Here is a 16,559-nt window from a genome sequence, read left to right as displayed (position 1 = left end):
TCCAACTTTTGTTGCGTCATCTTAAAAGTCTTTGGTTTCCCATAATCATTTTTAAGTAGTTCTGCGATAATGATTTAGGTGTTAGCATGGATTTCGAGAAGTATTACATCTTTTCGAAGACATACAATGACATAGACTCACCGGAGTATAAAAAACGTATGGAAGAGCTCACTCCCTATCTATCCCAGATACTTCAGCAAAAAGGCCGAGTTTTGGATTTAGCGTGCGGTGTTGGAGGATTTTCGTTTTTCTTTGAGGAGTTAGGACACGAAGTAGTCGGGCTCGATATAAGCGACTTTCTCTTGGAAAAAGCTAAGAGATATGCAAAAGAAAAGAACTCAAAAGTCGAGTTTGTGAAGGGTGATGCAAGAGAACTGCCCTTTAAAGATGAGAGCTTTGATTACGTTGTTTTCTTAGGCAATAGCATAGTGCACTTCACCCCCACTGAACTTAATCAAGTTTTTAAAGAGATAAAACGTGTCTTAAAGCATTGGGGACAGTTTATTCTCAACTACAATGATATGCGGGCTGTTTTGCCCCTTCTTGAGAGAAGTGAGGTTATAGCGGATGGGTACTGGGTGAACAGGATATATAAGGACAAAGACGAGAAGTATTTCATAGCCGTCTTTGAGAGCCCCGAAGGAATATTCGAAGTAAAGTTCAACCTCTGGGGAAAAACTGCTGTTGATTTGCTCTCAAAGCTCTACTTCATCAAGGAGAAGAGTATAGAGATTAGGGAAAACTCTTACTTAGAGGTCTTTAGGAGGAAGTGAAATGATAGCACACCTAATAAACACAGATATTGGAAATCGTGGTATTTTGAATGTGTATCTAGACTACCGGAAGAGCAATCCGAGGTTCCTCAATAGGGCGTCTTCGCTTCTTTTGGAGCATAATGATAGGGTTTTAATTGTTACGGGCTTTCCAATCCCACCACTGGATATCTGTGAAACTGATGGACCATTAGGCGCTTTGGCTCTCTACAATGCAATTGAAGAGCTGGGTGGAAAAGCGGATATTTTAACTTATAATGAGGTTAAAGAAGCGTTAAAGCCTTTTGGAGTCCGCTTTACGGATGCTCCCCTTTTGAAGAACTACTCCCTTTTGATAAGTGTAGAACTGCCTGGAAGGGCTAAAGATTGGGGATATTACTCAATGAGTGGGCATAGAGTTAAGGCTAAGCCCTTCGACGGCCTCTTTTTAGATGCTAGGGAACTTAGAATCCCTACGATAGGGATTGGAGATGGCGGCAATGAGGTAGGGATGGGGATTGTAAGAAGGCTCATCAAAAAACACGTCCCCCTCGGGGAAAAAATTGCCAGCATTGTCGAAACGGACGAGCTTGTTCTCTCAGCTGTTTCAAACTGGGGCGCTTATGGATTAGTAGCTCAAGCATCTCTGGATTTTGGAAAAAATCTTTTCAAAGGATGGGATGAGAGAGAAAACCTTGAAACGATTGTGAAAGCTGGATTAATAGATGGAGTCCTCAAGAAAGAAACTTTAAGTGTTGATGGCCTCAGCGTTGACCTTCACGAGAGGTTTGTAGAGCTTTTGAAAGAAATAATAGTGGATAGAATCTCACCTTAAACGGGTGGTTCCTATGAGAATGGAGAACTATATCTCAAATAAGCAGAGTTTGGAATTAATTAAAACGGTGGAAGAGTTTGCAAAGAGCTTTTTTGAACGCGAAGGGACGCATGGTTTCAGCCATACAGAGAGAGTTCTAGCGCTCTGCATGCATATAGGAAAAGAAGAGGAGGCAGATTTAGAGGTTTTAGCACTGGCAGCGCTTCTCCATGATGTCGCGCGCCCTTTGGAGAGCCTAGGGAAAGTGGATGACCACGCAAAGGAGAGTGCAAAAATTGCGAGAAAGTTTTTAACGAAATTCGATTATCCAAAAGTTGAGAAAGTAGCTCACGCCATTGAGGCACACCGTTTTTCCCGCCCACCAGAGCCCAGAACTTTGGAGGCCAAAATACTAAGCGATGCTGATAAGCTCGATGCAATAGGTGCTATAGGTATTGCAAGGGTTTTCATGTATTCGGGCGAGCATGGTAGAGATATAGAAACTTCGCTCAAGCATTTTGAGGAAAAGATACTAAAGCTTAAAGATTTGATGTACACTGAAACTGCCAAGAAGATGGCCCTCGAGAGGCACCGCTACGTCGAGGAGTTCGTTGAGAGAATAAGAAAGGAAATCGAAGGAGAGATTTAGCGCTCGAGGAGCAGCTCCAAATAGGACTTTCTCTCGAATTTTTTAATTCCAATCTCTTTTAGAATTTTTTTGAGGCTGTTCACAAGCTTGTCGATATCTTCCTCTTCCTGCGCCATTGCTTCAATTTCAACAAACTTTCCAAGCTCTTCAATTTCGTCAAGGGTGATTATAATACCTTTTTTTACGAAATATTTCTCCCTGACCTTCCTAACAGTTAAAACCTCCTTAAAGCCCAGCTCTTTTAATATTTCCTCGTACTTATCAGGGTCCTCGATTGGAACTTCTATTTCTTTCCTTGTTTTCGAGAACTCATCAAGTTTCGGCCCTTTATACGTCAAAAAGGCCTCAAAATGTCCGTTGAAGCGCTTAATCCTAACTCTAAGGGCCTCATCCGTTTTTGAAAAATCTCTACACGGGTGCTGATAGTAAGTGTCTTCGTGAATCTCCTTTCTGAGAAACTCAAACTTTTCCCTAACGCGCTCAAAGATTTCCTCATTTGCATAGCCTTTAAGCTCTACTTCAATCATTCATCCCCCTCCAAGTTCAATAGGGCAATGTTGTATTTTATCTTTTCTTCGCATGACCTGCAGAAAGCTACTCCCTTAAAATCTGTGTCTAAAATAGAATTTGAGAAGTGCATAACGCATCTTGGGTCTGCACAGTGTCCCAATCCAAAGACATGCCCGAGTTCATGCACTGCTTCCTTTATAGCCCTCTCCTTAAAGAGATCATAATCAAAGGGTTCGCCATAAAAGCGGGGGTCAAGTCTGTGAAGGGAAATTATTGCGCTCTTATAAGGTGGAAGAGCAACGCCAAAGACGAAGTTCAAGCCCCGCACATATAAATCCACATCCGTTACTCCCAAGAGGGCTGTTAGTCTCTTCTCTCTGCAGATTTTTGAAAGTTTATATGCAATCTCGCTCGCTAGGAACTGTCCTCTAAACTCATCATAAGCATATAAAAACGGCCTGATGCTCACTTTCTGAAGAACTTCACCATTGAGCCCAAACCTGCCGAAGTATTCACTTATGTAATTATGCAATTCTTTAATTATCTTTTCATTCAATTCTTTCCCTTCGATAGGGAGTATCCCGATCATTTGGTCTCCTCCAGATAAGTGGTTACAGCACTTAAAACCTCTCTAATCGTGTTTATGTACTCTTTCATGTTCCTGAACGCTATTTCATCGCTCAACAAATCGTAGTTGTAAATTAAAATCTCACGTAGCTGAATTAGAAAGTCCACTTTCTCCTTGGCATCATCGCTGAGAACTCCCTTCTCATGGAGTTCTTTTATTATATCCCCATAGCTAAAAACTGGCTCTTCAGAAAGGTCTTTCCTTATTTTGGATAGCTCGTCCAAGAGGAGCTGAATTGAGAATTCTAAGCGCTTGTACATGCCGTCTTTTGCTAAGCCGAGAGATTTGAACTCCTCAAAAGTCTCTGGGAAATTTTTCTCTATTAACCTTAAGCTCTCTTCCACTAATGCAATCATTCAACCACCAAAATTGTATTAAGCTTCCATCAAAATTAAGCTTTGGGTGAGAGTATGATAAAAGCAATCTCAACAGATATCGATGGGACGATTACCTATCCTGATAGACGATTGCATGAGGAGGCACTAAAAGCGATACGCCTTGCGGAGAGCTTGGGTGTTAAAGTAATGCTTGTCACAGGAAATACTGCGGGCTTTGCCATGGGTGCTTCAATTTTAATAGGCACGAGTGGGCCCATAATAGCGGAGGACGGTGGGGTTATAGCCGACTCCAAGGGGGACAACCGCGTTTATCTCGGCGACATGGGAGAGACCGCTATTTTATGGAGCGAGCTCAAAAAGCGCTACCCTCAGGCGGAGATGAGCTACACAATGAAGTACGGCGAGAGGAAAGCGGGTTTGGTATTGAGGAGAACAGTCACAGTTGAGGTTGTAAGGGCCATCATAGAGGAGCTCGGTTTGAATTTGGTAGCCGTTGATTCAGGCTTCGCTATCCATGTAAAGCAGCCGTGGGTGAACAAGGGCACAGGCATAAAGAGGGCCTGCGAGATCCTCGGGATTAAGCCGAGCGAAGTTGCTCACATAGGCGATGGGGAGAATGATTTGGATGCCTTTAGCGTTGTGGGCTATAGAGTTGCAGTAGCTCAAGCGCCCGAATCATTGAAAGCAAAGGCAGACTACATAACGAAGAAGCCTTACGGTGAGGGTGGAGCGGAGGGAATACTCCATATTCTGGAGAAGTTTGGGTATATCTAGATCCTCTTTTCCTTATTAATTCAAAAACTATTTAAACGAGTAATGCTCTATAACTTTTGGTGGTGTCATGCCGTATGTAAGGGAAGCTCGTGAGAGGGGTAAATGGGGAGCCATGTTAATGCTTATAGGAATATTAACACCAACTATTGGTGGACTACTTCAATTTATAGGCTTCATACTGCTTTTGCTCACAGTAAGGGACATATCTCACGTTGCCAATGATATACGGCCATATAAGAACTTCATCTACTCAACTATAATTGGAATTGGTGGAATTGCATCTTTTATAGCTTTGCTAAAACTTAGAGATGACTTTTCAACAGGGGAAACTTTAATATTCCTGCTCTTTTTATGGGGTCTCTTTGTTGCAACAGTATACTTTGAAAAAGAAACTTGGATTGGAATTTACAAAATAACACGCACGGGGGAGTTTTATGATGCTGCAAAGTGGCTTTGGTATGGAGTATTAACATTGCCCATACTAATTGGTGGGATATTAGCCCTTATAGGGAGAATACATCTAATTTTTGCCTTTTCAAGGATGCCTATAAAAATAGAAAGTGAAGAAGAAGGCTAAGCAAAGGCCTTCTCAAACTCTTCATCCACCGGCTTAACTTTTGTCGCTAAGCTGACCAGCACCATGACAACAGCAGAAACTACGGCTCCACTTACATAGATGTATTCCCAGTAGGTGAAGCTCACGATGCCGCTTATGCCCAATACTGCTGTCAGTGAACCCGCGAGCATTCCAAGTAAAGCCCCCTCTTTTGTTGCCCTCTTCCAGTAGATGCCAAGTACCAAGGGAACAAAGACACCCGAGGTATAGATATCGTAAGAGTATATGAGCAACTCAACGATGCCTTGTATTGTAAGAGCGGCTGCCAGTGCTAAAAGGCCAACTCCAATTGTTGTACCTATTGAGAGTCTTAGAAGCCTTTTGTCATCTGTTTCAGGCCGAAAGCTCTGGTAAAAGTCTTTTACAATGTGCGAAGTTGCTGCCGAAAGCAGTGAATCCGCAGTGCTCATTACGGCCGCCAGTATTGCCGCCACAAATATCGCCCCTATACCCCTTCCAAATACCGCTATCACCAGCTTAGGTACGGCCGTTTTGGGGGATGTTATTATTGCCTGAGGATCGCTTGATAACGTCAGAGCAAGCATCCCCGCCAGCGCTGGGAGGAATGAGAGCACCATCAACAGCAGTCCACTGTAGATAGCTCCTCTCTTGGCTGTGTTTTCGTCTTTTGAAGCAAAGAGTCTTTGGTAAAAGTCCTGACCTATTAATGTGTACATTACTGTAGCCATTAAGGTCAAAGCAAAGAGGGATATTCCAAGAGACATTATGTTGAAGTACTCCCCAGGTGTCTGAGGCAAGTCGGGCATCTTTGAAAGTCCAAGTCTGAGTCCATCAATGCCTCCAACTTTTATTAATCCGAGCACCACTGCTACAAAGACGCCTATGCTTCCAAGTATTATTTGGATGAAGTCCGTTAGAGCAACTGCCCACAGTCCTGAAAAAGCTGTGTAGGCTATGAATATTAGCGTGGCGAAGACTGCGCCAAGAGTGCCGGGCAGGCCAATAGCCTCAAAGATAGCTGATGCAGCCCATACTTGTGCTCCCAAAATCCCAACGAGGGCAAGGAGTGAGAGCACCGCTGCTAAGAATCTTATTGCCCTGCTATTATATCGCATTTCCAAAACATCTGGTACAGTGTAGAGAGCTAAAGCCCTCATCGGCTTTGCCAATGTTAGGCCGAGCAATAAGAGCCCCAAGCCACAGGCAAAACCATACCAAATACCTCCAAACCCATAGGTGGCTCCCCAGCTAGCTCCTCCTAGGATGAAAGCCACCACCATAGTGAGTGGCTGCGAGAGTAGCTGTTGTTAGTACTAGTCCAAGCCTCCTTCCGGCCACCAAAAAGTCGGCCGAGGTTTTGATGTACTTCCTTGCATATACCGAGATTCCAAGCATTGCTCCCATGTATAGAACAACTGTCGCCCCAACCATGTCCATTTTCGTGCACCTCACGATAATCAAAGCTTTGATTTGTTGAAGATTATTTAATTTTTTTGGGTAATTTTTTGACAATATGACAAAAAAGTTGGGGATAAATGGTCTTTGACATATAGTAGCTAAAAGAATGCACTAGCTAAAAGTAGAAGTTTTGGTTTCCGCATCACTTCAACTTCATTTAAAGCTGTCGATAGGCGTATATACCTGAAAGCCAAGTATTGAATGGTGGGAAAATGAGGAAAACAGCTTTGGTACTTATACTGCTTTTGATGGTGCTCCCCTTTATGAGCGCATGCTTTTCCCCTTCCGATATGCTAGCTGTGGAGGTGTACCTCAACAAGCCGGGTATTAGCTACAACCTGAGCATGCTAAAAGGGGCCCAGAACATAATTGTCGAGAACGGAACGTTCATATACCGCTCCCACTATGACGAAAGAGTCGCTGTGATTCTGAGAGAGGATGAAGCTCTTCACATAAGGATAGAAATTCCCGCAAAGAGCTTCAACTCAAGCTATGCTTTTGCAGAGTTTGAAACTTCTATGCTGATCCCCAACGACACTCTAAGGAAGCTCAATGAACTTGGGTGGACAATTGAAGGAAACTATACCTTTAAGAAGGAAAATCTACTCGTCCAAATAACGCCTCAAAGGGGAAGTGAGTGCCAAAGCGATAGCGACTGCGCAGCGGGAGGGTGCTCCGGTGAGATATGCACCACTAGAGAAAATGCCAAAGAGATAGTTTCAATATGCGTTTACAGAGAGTGGTATGATTGTCTTCGCATGACGAACTGCGGCTGTGTGAATGGAGTGTGCACTTGGAAGCCCAATCAAGATTTTGAGAAGTGCTTGAGGGAGCACGGAGTGGATCCAGAAAAGGTCATAAAGATGCCAAGTGCAGCTATTTGGGTAGCTGTTTACAATAAGGAAAAACCGAGTGAAAATGATTTGAAAGAGCTTGAAACACTCTTCTCCGAGCTTGGTATAAGCTGTGCCTTAAAGAATGCTACGTTTAAAACCCAATACACCAACTTCCCAGTAGGAGTTGTTGATGAGTATACATTCAACTTCAAAGAAGCTCTAAGAGTGGAGCTCGAGTGGCTCAAGGAGAATGGAGTGGTTAATATAAGCGAAGAGGATATCAATGCCATTGTGGGTGTCGCTGAGAGGGCTAAAGCGGGCTACAACTCTCACATAGGATGGTATGAGACTAAGAGCGGGAAATACGCTTGGATCCCCTATGATGAGAGCAAAAATCCAAAACTGCTTAAGTGCATAGGGGAGCCCATGAAATACGAGCTCCCCCAAGGAAGCGTAGTTTTAAAGGACACCCCAACGACCTCGAGTACTAGCACAACTCCAACTGCAGTTCCCGATGGTGTATGTGGCCCTTCACTAATTTTAGCCCTTACTCTAACGCCTGCTCTAATTAAAAGGCGCAAGCGGTGACTTTTCCTTTTTTCACTTCAAACCATTTTGAAGCTTTGACAACCCTTAAGTGTAATAAACGTATATTTTTAAATAGGTGATATCATGCAGAGAAGATGGAAGGTTGTAAGCCTTTTGGTGGTTCTGGCATTTATAATTGGGACAGCTTATGTTGTGACTTTCTTTAGGATAAGCGGTAAAGCGTCATATCAACGTTATGACATGGTGTACGAGACGGCCAAAGCCGAAAGCGGGAGCTGGTTTGCACCTACATACACGAGGGCTGGGACATACACCGAAACAGCGACAGTCGCCACCCATGCTCAAACAACACAGACAGCCCAAGGAGTGCCTCAAAGGCTTAAGAAGGACTACTACGTCTTAATCCAAGATGAAGCTCCTATTAATGTTGCATCTGAGATTAAAAAGGAAGTTTCCATTCTTGGCGGATACGTAATAAGCGAGAACCTGGATAAGAGCGAAGAGAGAGTTGTGTATTACTTAGAGTTTAGAGTGCCCAATACGGTCGAAAATGAGGGAAAGATAGGTGCACTTTTTGAGAGATATAATGTAAAAAGCCTTCGTCTGGAGACACAGGATGTTACGAGCCAGTACAACAAGATAGTGGCTGAGATAGAGAGCCTTGAAGCGGAAAAAGCAAAGCTCCTTGGGTTCTACAACCTGTCCAATGACGTTGATGATTTGATGATGCTTGAGAACAGAATAAGCAGCATAAATTCCCGTTTGAACTACCTCTACCTTCAAAAGGACTACTATGAGAAAGTAACGGACTATATAACCTATCATGTGACGGTGGAGAGCAAAGAGAAGCCCGTTTTTGAAGTGGAGCTTGGCTTCAGGGAGACGGTTTATAAGGCAGTAATCATCCTCATAGGAATAATAAACGGACTCATAGCTTTGGCCATAATTGCATCGCCTTTCGTAGTCCTCCTCATTATCGGCAAAAAGCTATACGACAGATATCCCAAAAAATCTGCTGAAGAGAAAGAGGAGTCAAAAGAGATGTAAGTGTTTAAACTTTTTCTTTTAATCTTCGAAGCACTATCCCTAAGTACTCCAATGCCCTAATTAACTTGGTGATGCAATGAAGCTCAGGATTATGGAAGGGCACGTTGAGAAGATTTTAAAACGAGCTACCGAGAGCAAAATCGAGATATGCGGCTTTTTGCTTGGTGTATTTGAAGGTGATACCGCGGTTGTGAAGAAAGTCGTTTTCATGAAAAATCGCCTGAACTCTCCGGTGGCATTCGAGATGGAGCCCGAGGAGATGGTGAAGGTTTTAGAATGGGCTGATGAAAACGGGTTAGATGTTGTAGGCATCTTTCATTCCCATCTTTGCGAGCCCCTCCCATCCCAGAAGGACTTTAAGGGAATGAGAAACTGGCCCGTGGCTTGGTTTATAGTAGATAATAAGGGGAACTATGGGGCTTTCATGCTAGACGAAAATGAGGAGATAGAAGAAGTAGAGCTCATTCTTGTATGATGATTTCTATCTTTTTGCCATCTTTATATCCTTTCATTGCCGAGAGCATTCCCTTAATAGTCTTCTCCATTAACTCCTGCACCCAGTCCTTCATGGGCAAAACTTTGCCGTCTATCTTAACCACAACTTTGGGCTTTGAGCTCAAAACAACGCAGTCTTTTGTCGTTTTTTCGCCGTTAACGATTAGCTTTGCCATTCCGTAGCAGTCAAAGCCGCACATGTGGCAGTCTATGTTCGGGAGCATGAATGCTTTTTCCTCCACAAGATTAGCGAGCTCCTCGGCATCGCTTATTATTGGCAGACCATTGATCTCGCTGCTCTTTTCATTTGCTATGATCCCGCTGACGGCTATTGCCAACCCATCGTTGAGCTCTCTCACTTCCTCTTCGCTCTTTGCACAGATAATCTTTGGCATATGCTTTACGTTTTTGAACCCCTCTAAGAGGAGGAAGTCTACATCTTCTCCAATGGAAAGGAGAGCGTTTAAATCCTTGGCTTTGAAGAGCAGCGCATCCGTATCCTGAGCTCTAACGATGACATAATCGGCTACTTGAGAAAACTTCTGTGTATCGCTTCCCTCTTTATCAAAAGGAGCGTGCATGCTCTTAGCGATGCCAACGCGGTAGCCCCTATCCTTCAATACTCTCGCTACTTTCTCAACTGTCGTCGTCTTTCCGCTTTTCTTAAACCCAACAAATGCGACAGCTCTCATTTCACCACCTCAATAGCTCTTTAATCCTACGGTTCTCGCCTGTTTCTCGCTCCATTTGTATGTAATGTATCCTATAAAAGCGTATACCGAAGATATGAATACCAAATAAGAAATCTCTCCAGAAGACTGAGAGTATCCAAAGGCCACTATTTTCCTGATTGCATCTGTGGTGGGAGCATAGGGCAAGGCTTTTGCAAGAATTTGGAGTCCTTTGGGGAGTATGCTCACTGGATACATGGCGCCGCTTAATGCGAAGATAAGCATTTCGAGGATGTTTATAAACGGCCCTGGGTCTCTCAGGTACAGCACTATTCCAGCTGCAGCCAATCCAAAGCCTATCATTCCAATGGAGCCCAAGAGCAGAATTGGAAGTGCTTTTGCAAAGTTCACAAAGTTGAGCTGGATGTTGAAGATCAGCTTAAATATGAGCATGTAAAAAACCAAGTAAATCCCGTTCATCACTATTCTAAGGAGAACGTTGCCGAGAAAGAAAGTTAATCGGTTCATCGGCGATGCAAAATTGTATTCGAGGGTTCCAGCATATAGCTCATCCACTACGCTCCAGACGAAGCCCCCCATAAAAGTTAGTCCAAAACTCAACACCATGAAGCCCAAAACAGCGAATGCGACGTAGTCGGAGTACCCCGTTATGTTTTGGAGGGCCTGGGAGTTGCGCTCGCCCGTGAGCCCTATGCCTATCAGAAGGGCCTGTCCAACAAAGAAGAGTCCAAAGGCTATATCGCTTGCGAACCACACCTTATAACTTAGGAATATGCGCCAATTTTTAACCACGACACCCCAGAGAGCCCTAAGCTCATCAGTAGCCGCCATATCCAACCACCCTTGTAAGCTTCTCGCTGTATTTGAAGAGTGTGTAGCTGATAAACCAGTAAGCCACTGTCAAGACTAAAAGCGCTCTTAAACTGGAAATCATTTCAAAGTAACTCTTCCCCATGAATATGCCCCTAACTAGTGATATTGCATGGGTTAGTGGAATAACACTTCCAAAGGCTTGGACTGCACGCGGCATGACGCTCGTTGGAAAGAATACACCTGCGATGAACATAACTCCAAACTCAAAAATTTGTGCCAGCGGCCCGATATGTTTTACGAGCATTACTATGCCAGCAAAGATCATCCCAAACCCCAAAAAAGCCAAAAATGCCAAAACTAAAATTGGAAAAGACTTTAGGAGCACAGCCGCACTCAGGGGGATCTTGAACAGCACAACGCCAAAAACGAAGACTACCCCCATTAAAACGTTGTCTATCACGATCCACCCTAACGCTAACCCCACCAGGAACTTTATCATGCTTATAGGGGCCAAAACATTAACTTCAAGCGTTCCCCTTTGGAGCTCTCTCCTCACTCCCCATACATAAGCATCTATAGGGGAAGCGAAGAGCCACCATAATATATACCCTATTAGGGCATAGGTGGGGTAATCCCCCATCCCGGTTGTGGCGGCGAGCATTTGAGAGTAGCGCCCGCCTAAAACGGCCTGCCCAAAGAATATGAACTGGACTAAGAAGACTATCCCAACCACCACAGAGCTTACAACTCTAAGCGGATATCGGAAAAACATCCTAAGTTCCTTTTCAATTACAGCTAAAAGCGACATACTCTCACCTAATCTCTTATAGTTCTCCCGGTCAGTTTTATGAAGACATCCTCCAAAGTGGGCTCTTTCTCTTCGACGCTCAAAATTTTAGCATTGTTTTTAACGAGCCACTCCACAAGCCTTGGGAGGTCTTCTTCATCCACTTGGCCTCTAAGGAGGAGCACGTTTAGTGAAGGGTCTTCCTTCACAACTGCCAGTCTAAAGGGGCTTTCATTGAGCTTAGCGGGATTGAAGTCTTTTACTTTTATTTCAACGGCGTCTTCATCTCTCACAAACCTTTTTAACCTCTCTGGGGTGTCTAAGGCAATTATTTTGCCATGGTCTATGATTGCTATTCTATCGCACAGCTCCTCGGCTTCAGCCATGTAGTGCGTGGTGAGCAGAACAGTCTTTCCCTGCTCATCTACCAATTTTCGGATGAATTCCCTAACGAAGAGGGCGCTTTGAACATCCAGTCCTAGGGTAGGCTCGTCTAGGAAAAGAACCTCAGGGTCGTTTATGAGTGCCTTTGCAATTGCCAAGCGCTGCTTCATACCCCTTGAAAAGCCCATAACCAGATCATTCCTACGCTCCCAAAGCCCTACCAATTCCAAAAGCTCTTTAATTCTCTTCTGTTCTTTGTTCTTTGGAACATAATAAATCCTTGCGAAGTACTTCAGATTTTCGTAGGCACTCAATCTCCAGTAGAGGGTTCTTTCACCTTCAGCAACCAAATTGATGCGCTTTCTTATCTCCCTTGCATCTCTCTTTAAGTCGAGACCTAAAATTTTAGCCTCTCCATCACTTGGCTCTAAAAGTGTGGTGAGCATCTTTATTGTGGTTGTTTTGCCTGCCCCGTTAGGCCCCAATAACCCGAAGAGTTCACCTCTCTTGACATTAAAGCTTATACCCTTAACTGCCTCCAGCCACTCAACTTTCCTAAATGGTAGAGGTATCTTTTTGGGATAGCTTTTCTTGAGGTTCTTGACTTCAACAGCGTTCATAACCTTTCCCTAAGTAGTTCCTACCTTTGAAAATTATAAAGTTAATGCTCATTACCAGCCAAAAGACATAAAATGAATCGAGATAGTTGAATTTATAAACATGGGCAAAAATAATCAAAGTGTGAATAATATGAGAGGCTTAATTGTTAGAGAACCCTACGCAACATGGATTGTTGAGGGAAAAAAGATTTGGGAGATTAGAAAGCAGAACACCAAAATTAGGGGAGAGATTTTGATAATCAACAAGAGGAGGGCCTTAGGCAAGGTCAGGCTTGTCGACGTCCTCGGCCCCTTCACGGCTGAGGAGCTCGTAAAGCATAAGGACAAACACTTAGCTGATTATGAGTTTTTAAAATCATACTCAAAGGGCAAACCTCTCTATGCTTGGGTCTTGAGTGATGCCGAAAAGTTTGACAATCCAAAAAAGGTCGAGATAGCTAACGGCGCTCAGATATGGGCCAACGTTAGGAGGTTGAAAATATGAGAAGGCGTTACTTCTTCCCGCCATTAGCGCTTCCGTTTTTACTCCTCCTAGTGCTGCTACTCCCAATTCTCTTTTTCCTATTCGCTGGAACGATAACTTTAGCATTTCAGCGATTAGGGTTGCCTCTCCCTGTAGCATACACCCTCTTTTGGGCCGCACTAATAGGGAGCTTCATAAACCTCCCAATCACGGAGGTAACTAGTTATGGACCCATAGTTAAGGTAAAAGAAGTTTCCTTCTTTGGAATAACGTATCCTATCCCCTACGTGGATTGGGGGGAGCAGAAAACGGTTATAGCTGTTAATGTTGGGGGAGCATTAGTTCCGCTGAGCATCGTTACCTATGAAGTTCTAAGATTGATTTTGATCCAGGACTACTCCTTGCTTGCAAAAGCTCTCGTGGCAACATTAATAGCGAGTGTAATAATTCACTCCTTTGCAAGGCCTGTAAGGGGTTTAGGCATAGCTGTTCCAACATTAATTCCTCCACTCGTTGCAATTGCCTTGGCTCTAATAATAGGAGATAACAAACCCTTAGTTGCATATATGAGCGGAACGATGGGAGTTCTTATTGGCGCTGATTTGATGAATATGGATAAGATAAAACAGCTCGGGGCTCCAATGGCAAGCATAGGCGGTGCAGGAACTTTCGACGGTATATTCTTAGCGGGAATACTTGCAGTTTTACTAGTGTAAAAATAGCGAAGATTTAGGAGAAATGGAGAAAGATTAAGGTTCAACTACCGTTCCGCTGTGCTTTCCTTTAACGACCTCAAAGAGGTTAAGGGCATCATCCTTTCCGATTATGTAAACTTTAATCTTTCCTCTTTCTATAAACTTTGCTGCTAGAGCATCGACTACACCGCTTCCACCAGCTTTGCTCTCGCTCTGCATGGCTATTTCCACGAGTTCTTTCGTGCTTATCTTCTCAAGCTTCTTTGCATCAGGGTTTTTCTTTGGGTCACTGTCGTAAACCCCATCCACGTTTGTAACGACCACCAAAAGGTCAGCTTGCAGGTACTCTGCTAAGAGCGCCGCTACTGCATCCGTTGTATGTCCTGGATGGGTTCCTCCCATTATGGGGACTTTCTTAACCTGCATGACCTCCCAGGCTTTTCTAAAGTCCTGTACAACGAATGGATATGCTTTCTCACCCAGGGCGGCTATTAAGAGCATGGCATTTGCCCTTGTGATGTGTATTCCAATATAGTCTTTGAACGTCTCGTTTGGTGTGAATGTCTTGGCCGCTTTAATGTAATCCCTTGCAACTTTTCCTCCACCAACTACAACAGCCACTTCATGATCTTCACTTATTTTTGTGAGCTGATACGCAATCCTCTTAATAAAATCAATGTCTGGCTTATCTGGAACTAGAACAGAGCCTCCTATGTCGAACACTACTCTCATGTAGCACCCTCTCCAAGCTAAGCAAAAATTAGTTTATAATCTTTCCGCTCGAAACGAAATTTTGAAAAAGTCATGAATAATAAGGCTGCTCTGAAATTGCTTTTAATCTCAAAAACTCAGCAAAGTCATAATAAATCTGTTCAATGAGCTTTTCCCAAGAACATTCCATTCTAAGCCATCTTCTAATTTTGCTCTGGTTCTTTTTTACAATCTGTTTAAATTCGCCATAAAATACTCCTGAAGGGCCTGTAAAGTCGTATATTTCAGCTTTATTCCAAATATAATTTGCAATGAACTCTACGACGTCTTTCTCTCTTTCTACAATTCTTCTATCGGGCTCAGGTGGAATGGGAAGTTCAAAAAATATCGCCGGTTCCATTTCCCTCACACAATATAATATGTACCTTGAAGTATATAAACGTGGTGAAGGTCTAAATTTTATGAATACAAACATCCTTTGACCGATCTTTGTGCCCATTTCTATCAAAAAGCTTTATAATTGGATTTAGCTTAGAGAGTTAGGGGTTAAAATGGGAACAAAAGAGCTAAAGCTAATTGAAGAGATCATAATCTCCCTGCTTTTGGTATGGTTAGGATATTTGTTTTTCTATCAAAACTACCTCCTTTATAAGTGGCATCGAGGCCTTCCATTGCCATCAAAGGCACCTTTCCTGATGCTTGGAATCCTCCTCGGGGGAGCTTATTTTGTTTATGAATGGCATAAACTGGGTAAAACTGCCAAAAAGGAGGTTCAAATTTCTAACATCAGCCAGCACAAAGAAATTGCTGATGAAATTTTAGAAAAAAGAGAATAAAAAGCTCAAATCGTAAGCTCGTGGATGTGCTCCAGAACTTTGACCATCAGCTCAACTCCAGCATCGACGTCCCTCTCGTCTACAACTTCAGCATTTGAGTGAATGTACCTTGATGGAACGCTAATTGCACCTGTTGGAACACCGCTCTTGTTGAGGTGAATTGCTCCTGCATCGGTTCCTCCACCGAGGAGGATGTCCCATTGGTATGGAATTTCGTATTTCTTGGCAATCTCCTCCATCCACCTAACAACTGTTGGGTGGCAGATAACTGAGCGGTCCATTATCTTTATGGCGGTTCCCTTTCCAAGCTTTGTGACATGCTTGTGCTCTGGTGTTCCGGGAACGTCTGCTGCTATTGTTACGTCTATTGCAAAGCCGTAGTCGGGTTCAATTCCAAAAGCGGAAACCTTTGCTCCCCTAAGGCCAACTTCTTCTTGAACTGTGGCAACAAAGTAAATGTCCGCGTTAACATCTTTGAGCTTCCTAGCTGCTTCAACTAATGTGTACACAGCTATTCTGTCGTCAAAGGCTATGCTGACAAGGCGGTGCTTGCCCAAGCGCTCGAGCCTGCCGTCCCATGTGATTATCGTTCCAACCTTAACTCCCATCTCTTCAGCTTCTTCTTTGCTCTCGGCACCAATGTCAATGAAAACTTGATCCCACGTTGGTGCTTTTGTCCTCTCTTCGGGCTTTTGGATGTGTGGTGGAACACTTCCTCCAACACCATAGATGAATTTATCCTTGTCAATCCAGACCTTAAACCTTTGGGCGATTAAGGTTCTGGGGTCAATTCCTCCCACAGGAGCAACCCTTAAAAATCCGTTCTTTTCGATGTGAGTTACCATAAGACCTATTTGGTCCATGTGTGCTGCGAGCATTACCTTTGGCCCGTCACCTTTCTTGTGTGCAATAACGTTTCCAAGCTTATCAACGGTAATTTCATCGACATAGTCCTTGAAGGCCTCAATTACAACATCTTTAACTCCCATAAACTCATAGCCAGTAACACCCGGGGCTTCAACAATCTTTTTCAAAAGCTCATAGTCCACCATTCCAACCACCTCTATCGTTTAGATGTTCATCTTAATGTCATGTGAATAATATTTAAAGCTTTAGGTGGAATTAATGGAG

Annotated in this window: 23 protein-coding genes; 11 read left to right on the top strand and 12 right to left on the bottom strand. The window is 43.5% G+C overall.

Annotated elements, in window-relative coordinates; all coding sequences use genetic code 11:
- Positions 1–86 precede the first annotated feature (86 nt).
- The 3 genes from PAP_RS08205 to PAP_RS08195 are packed head-to-tail and all read left to right on the top strand — an operon-like array spanning position 87 to position 2,215.
- The gene (locus tag PAP_RS08205; protein WP_048165553.1) at positions 87–773 is read left to right on the top strand and encodes a class I SAM-dependent methyltransferase; all 687 of its coding nucleotides are present in this window, start codon (positions 87–89) and stop codon (positions 771–773) included.
- Position 774: 1 nt separating this feature from the next.
- Positions 775–1,587, top strand: coding sequence for a glutamate cyclase domain-containing protein (locus tag PAP_RS08200; protein ID WP_048165552.1), 813 nt, complete (start codon positions 775–777; stop codon positions 1,585–1,587).
- Between the two features lie 13 nt (positions 1,588–1,600).
- Complete coding sequence (locus tag PAP_RS08195; protein WP_048165551.1) at positions 1,601–2,215, top strand: HD domain-containing protein; 615 nt, start codon at positions 1,601–1,603, stop codon at positions 2,213–2,215.
- Here the strand turns inward: PAP_RS08195 and cyaB are convergent.
- The 3 genes from cyaB to PAP_RS08180 are packed head-to-tail and all read right to left on the bottom strand — an operon-like array spanning position 2,212 to position 3,709.
- Positions 2,212–2,742, bottom strand: coding sequence for a class IV adenylate cyclase (gene cyaB / locus PAP_RS08190; protein ID WP_048165550.1), 531 nt, complete (start codon positions 2,740–2,742; stop codon positions 2,212–2,214). The two genes, PAP_RS08195 and cyaB, sit on opposite strands and share 4 nt — an antisense overlap.
- Complete coding sequence (locus PAP_RS08185) at positions 2,739–3,314, bottom strand: archaemetzincin family Zn-dependent metalloprotease (RefSeq protein WP_048165549.1); 576 nt, start codon at positions 3,312–3,314, stop codon at positions 2,739–2,741. The genes cyaB and PAP_RS08185 overlap by 4 nt, the downstream gene beginning before the upstream one ends.
- The gene (locus tag PAP_RS08180) at positions 3,311–3,709 is read right to left on the bottom strand and encodes a DUF86 domain-containing protein (RefSeq protein ID WP_048165548.1); all 399 of its coding nucleotides are present in this window, start codon (positions 3,707–3,709) and stop codon (positions 3,311–3,313) included. Before PAP_RS08180 ends, PAP_RS08185 begins: the two co-directional genes overlap by 4 nt.
- Before the next feature lie 54 nt (positions 3,710–3,763).
- On the opposite strand from PAP_RS08180, the gene PAP_RS08175 reads away from it, so the two are divergent.
- Both PAP_RS08175 and PAP_RS08170 read left to right on the top strand, forming a co-directional pair.
- Positions 3,764–4,465: a phosphoglycolate phosphatase gene (locus PAP_RS08175; protein ID WP_048165547.1), complete on the top strand. Its 702-nt coding sequence runs from the start codon at positions 3,764–3,766 to the stop codon at positions 4,463–4,465.
- A 67-nt stretch (positions 4,466–4,532) separates the two neighbouring features.
- On the top strand, positions 4,533–5,042 hold the full coding sequence (locus PAP_RS08170) for a DUF996 domain-containing protein (protein ID WP_048165546.1): 510 nt from the start codon (positions 4,533–4,535) through the stop codon (positions 5,040–5,042).
- Here the strand turns inward: PAP_RS08170 and PAP_RS08165 are convergent.
- Together PAP_RS08165 and PAP_RS08160 are read right to left on the bottom strand one after the other, a co-directional pair.
- Positions 5,039–6,322: a sodium:solute symporter family protein gene (locus tag PAP_RS08165; protein WP_084177550.1), complete on the bottom strand. Its 1,284-nt coding sequence runs from the start codon at positions 6,320–6,322 to the stop codon at positions 5,039–5,041. The genes PAP_RS08170 and PAP_RS08165 overlap by 4 nt on opposite strands.
- The gene (locus PAP_RS08160) at positions 6,291–6,479 is read right to left on the bottom strand and encodes a hypothetical protein (protein WP_048165545.1); all 189 of its coding nucleotides are present in this window, start codon (positions 6,477–6,479) and stop codon (positions 6,291–6,293) included. The genes PAP_RS08165 and PAP_RS08160 overlap by 32 nt, the downstream gene beginning before the upstream one ends.
- Before the next feature lie 233 nt (positions 6,480–6,712).
- Here PAP_RS08160 and PAP_RS08155 point away from each other — a divergent pair, with 233 nt between their 5' ends.
- From PAP_RS08155 to PAP_RS08145, 3 genes are all read left to right on the top strand, one after another.
- Positions 6,713–7,924, top strand: coding sequence for a CGP-CTERM-anchored Cys-rich protein (locus tag PAP_RS08155; RefSeq protein ID WP_048165544.1), 1,212 nt, complete (start codon positions 6,713–6,715; stop codon positions 7,922–7,924).
- Positions 7,925–8,008: 84 nt separating this feature from the next.
- On the top strand, positions 8,009–8,932 hold the full coding sequence (locus tag PAP_RS08150) for a DUF4349 domain-containing protein (protein WP_048165543.1): 924 nt from the start codon (positions 8,009–8,011) through the stop codon (positions 8,930–8,932).
- A gap of 76 nt (positions 8,933–9,008) precedes the next feature.
- Positions 9,009–9,407, top strand: a complete 399-nt coding sequence (locus PAP_RS08145) for a M67 family metallopeptidase (protein WP_048165542.1) — start codon at positions 9,009–9,011, stop codon at positions 9,405–9,407.
- Here PAP_RS08145 and mobB read toward each other — a convergent pair.
- Genes mobB through PAP_RS08125 form a run of 4 tightly spaced genes read right to left on the bottom strand, consistent with a single transcriptional unit; the run spans position 9,394 to position 12,723 of the window.
- The gene (gene mobB / locus PAP_RS08140; RefSeq protein WP_048165541.1) at positions 9,394–10,119 is read right to left on the bottom strand and encodes a molybdopterin-guanine dinucleotide biosynthesis protein B; all 726 of its coding nucleotides are present in this window, start codon (positions 10,117–10,119) and stop codon (positions 9,394–9,396) included. The genes PAP_RS08145 and mobB overlap by 14 nt on opposite strands.
- A 9-nt stretch (positions 10,120–10,128) precedes the next feature.
- Entirely contained in the window at positions 10,129–10,950 is an 822-nt protein-coding gene (locus tag PAP_RS08135) for an ABC transporter permease (RefSeq protein WP_048165540.1), read from the bottom strand.
- On the bottom strand, positions 10,937–11,740 hold the full coding sequence (locus PAP_RS08130; RefSeq protein WP_048165539.1) for an ABC transporter permease: 804 nt from the start codon (positions 11,738–11,740) through the stop codon (positions 10,937–10,939). The genes PAP_RS08135 and PAP_RS08130 overlap by 14 nt, the downstream gene beginning before the upstream one ends.
- A gap of 8 nt (positions 11,741–11,748) precedes the next feature.
- Positions 11,749–12,723 (bottom strand): ABC transporter ATP-binding protein, encoded by a 975-nt coding sequence (locus PAP_RS08125; protein ID WP_048165538.1) that lies wholly within the window; start codon positions 12,721–12,723, stop codon positions 11,749–11,751.
- A gap of 130 nt (positions 12,724–12,853) precedes the next feature.
- Here PAP_RS08125 and PAP_RS08120 point away from each other — a divergent pair, with 130 nt between their 5' ends.
- Together PAP_RS08120 and PAP_RS08115 are read left to right on the top strand one after the other, a co-directional pair.
- On the top strand, positions 12,854–13,207 hold the full coding sequence (locus PAP_RS08120) for an ASCH domain-containing protein (protein ID WP_048165537.1): 354 nt from the start codon (positions 12,854–12,856) through the stop codon (positions 13,205–13,207).
- Entirely contained in the window at positions 13,204–13,902 is a 699-nt protein-coding gene (locus PAP_RS08115; RefSeq protein WP_048165536.1) for a DUF1614 domain-containing protein, read from the top strand. The genes PAP_RS08120 and PAP_RS08115 overlap by 4 nt, the downstream gene beginning before the upstream one ends.
- A 33-nt stretch (positions 13,903–13,935) precedes the next feature.
- On the opposite strand, the gene pyrH is transcribed toward PAP_RS08115, so the two are convergent.
- Both pyrH and PAP_RS08105 read right to left on the bottom strand, forming a co-directional pair.
- On the bottom strand, positions 13,936–14,613 hold the full coding sequence (gene pyrH / locus PAP_RS08110) for a UMP kinase (protein WP_048165535.1): 678 nt from the start codon (positions 14,611–14,613) through the stop codon (positions 13,936–13,938).
- A gap of 70 nt (positions 14,614–14,683) precedes the next feature.
- Positions 14,684–15,001: a hypothetical protein gene (locus PAP_RS08105; RefSeq protein WP_144368013.1), complete on the bottom strand. Its 318-nt coding sequence runs from the start codon at positions 14,999–15,001 to the stop codon at positions 14,684–14,686.
- A gap of 142 nt (positions 15,002–15,143) precedes the next feature.
- Between PAP_RS08105 and PAP_RS08100 the strand changes: the two genes are divergently transcribed.
- A complete protein-coding gene (locus tag PAP_RS08100) occupies positions 15,144–15,428 on the top strand; it encodes a hypothetical protein (protein ID WP_048165533.1) in 285 nt (94 codons plus the stop codon).
- 5 nt (positions 15,429–15,433) lie between these two features.
- On the opposite strand, the gene PAP_RS08095 is transcribed toward PAP_RS08100, so the two are convergent.
- The gene (locus tag PAP_RS08095; protein ID WP_048165532.1) at positions 15,434–16,480 is read right to left on the bottom strand and encodes a M42 family metallopeptidase; all 1,047 of its coding nucleotides are present in this window, start codon (positions 16,478–16,480) and stop codon (positions 15,434–15,436) included.
- Positions 16,481–16,559 lie beyond the last annotated feature (79 nt).

The organism is Palaeococcus pacificus DY20341 (genome assembly GCF_000725425.1).
Classification (GTDB): Archaea; Methanobacteriota_B; Thermococci; order Thermococcales; family Thermococcaceae; genus Palaeococcus; species Palaeococcus pacificus.
This window is presented reverse-complemented; position numbering and strand designations above follow the sequence as displayed.

Bases quoted from the DNA above. Each gene is read 5' to 3' on its own strand.
- PAP_RS08185 (WP_048165549.1), bottom strand. From the start codon at position 3,314: ATGATCGGGATACTCCCTATCGAAGGGAAAGAATTGAATGAAAAGATA.
- PAP_RS08160 (WP_048165545.1), bottom strand. From the start codon at position 6,479: ATGGACATGGTTGGGGCGACAGTTGTTCTATACATGGGAGCAATGCTT.
- PAP_RS08195 (WP_048165551.1), top strand. From the start codon at position 1,601: ATGAGAATGGAGAACTATATCTCAAATAAGCAGAGTTTGGAATTAATT.
- PAP_RS08165 (WP_084177550.1), bottom strand. From the start codon at position 6,322: ATGGTGGTGGCTTTCATCCTAGGAGGAGCTAGCTGGGGAGCCACCTAT.
- pyrH (WP_048165535.1), bottom strand. From the start codon at position 14,613: ATGAGAGTAGTGTTCGACATAGGAGGCTCTGTTCTAGTTCCAGATAAG.
- PAP_RS08100 (WP_048165533.1), top strand. From the start codon at position 15,144: ATGGGAACAAAAGAGCTAAAGCTAATTGAAGAGATCATAATCTCCCTG.
- PAP_RS08155 (WP_048165544.1), top strand. From the start codon at position 6,713: ATGAGGAAAACAGCTTTGGTACTTATACTGCTTTTGATGGTGCTCCCC.
- PAP_RS08130 (WP_048165539.1), bottom strand. From the start codon at position 11,740: ATGTCGCTTTTAGCTGTAATTGAAAAGGAACTTAGGATGTTTTTCCGA.
- PAP_RS08170 (WP_048165546.1), top strand. From the start codon at position 4,533: ATGCCGTATGTAAGGGAAGCTCGTGAGAGGGGTAAATGGGGAGCCATG.
- PAP_RS08095 (WP_048165532.1), bottom strand. From the start codon at position 16,480: ATGGTGGACTATGAGCTTTTGAAAAAGATTGTTGAAGCCCCGGGTGTT.
- PAP_RS08115 (WP_048165536.1), top strand. From the start codon at position 13,204: ATGAGAAGGCGTTACTTCTTCCCGCCATTAGCGCTTCCGTTTTTACTC.
- PAP_RS08125 (WP_048165538.1), bottom strand. From the start codon at position 12,723: ATGAACGCTGTTGAAGTCAAGAACCTCAAGAAAAGCTATCCCAAAAAG.
- PAP_RS08180 (WP_048165548.1), bottom strand. From the start codon at position 3,709: ATGATTGCATTAGTGGAAGAGAGCTTAAGGTTAATAGAGAAAAATTTC.
- PAP_RS08150 (WP_048165543.1), top strand. From the start codon at position 8,009: ATGCAGAGAAGATGGAAGGTTGTAAGCCTTTTGGTGGTTCTGGCATTT.
- mobB (WP_048165541.1), bottom strand. From the start codon at position 10,119: ATGAGAGCTGTCGCATTTGTTGGGTTTAAGAAAAGCGGAAAGACGACG.
- PAP_RS08200 (WP_048165552.1), top strand. From the start codon at position 775: ATGATAGCACACCTAATAAACACAGATATTGGAAATCGTGGTATTTTG.
- PAP_RS08205 (WP_048165553.1), top strand. From the start codon at position 87: ATGGATTTCGAGAAGTATTACATCTTTTCGAAGACATACAATGACATA.
- PAP_RS08175 (WP_048165547.1), top strand. From the start codon at position 3,764: ATGATAAAAGCAATCTCAACAGATATCGATGGGACGATTACCTATCCT.
- PAP_RS08135 (WP_048165540.1), bottom strand. From the start codon at position 10,950: ATGGCGGCTACTGATGAGCTTAGGGCTCTCTGGGGTGTCGTGGTTAAA.
- PAP_RS08120 (WP_048165537.1), top strand. From the start codon at position 12,854: ATGAGAGGCTTAATTGTTAGAGAACCCTACGCAACATGGATTGTTGAG.
- cyaB (WP_048165550.1), bottom strand. From the start codon at position 2,742: ATGATTGAAGTAGAGCTTAAAGGCTATGCAAATGAGGAAATCTTTGAG.
- PAP_RS08145 (WP_048165542.1), top strand. From the start codon at position 9,009: ATGAAGCTCAGGATTATGGAAGGGCACGTTGAGAAGATTTTAAAACGA.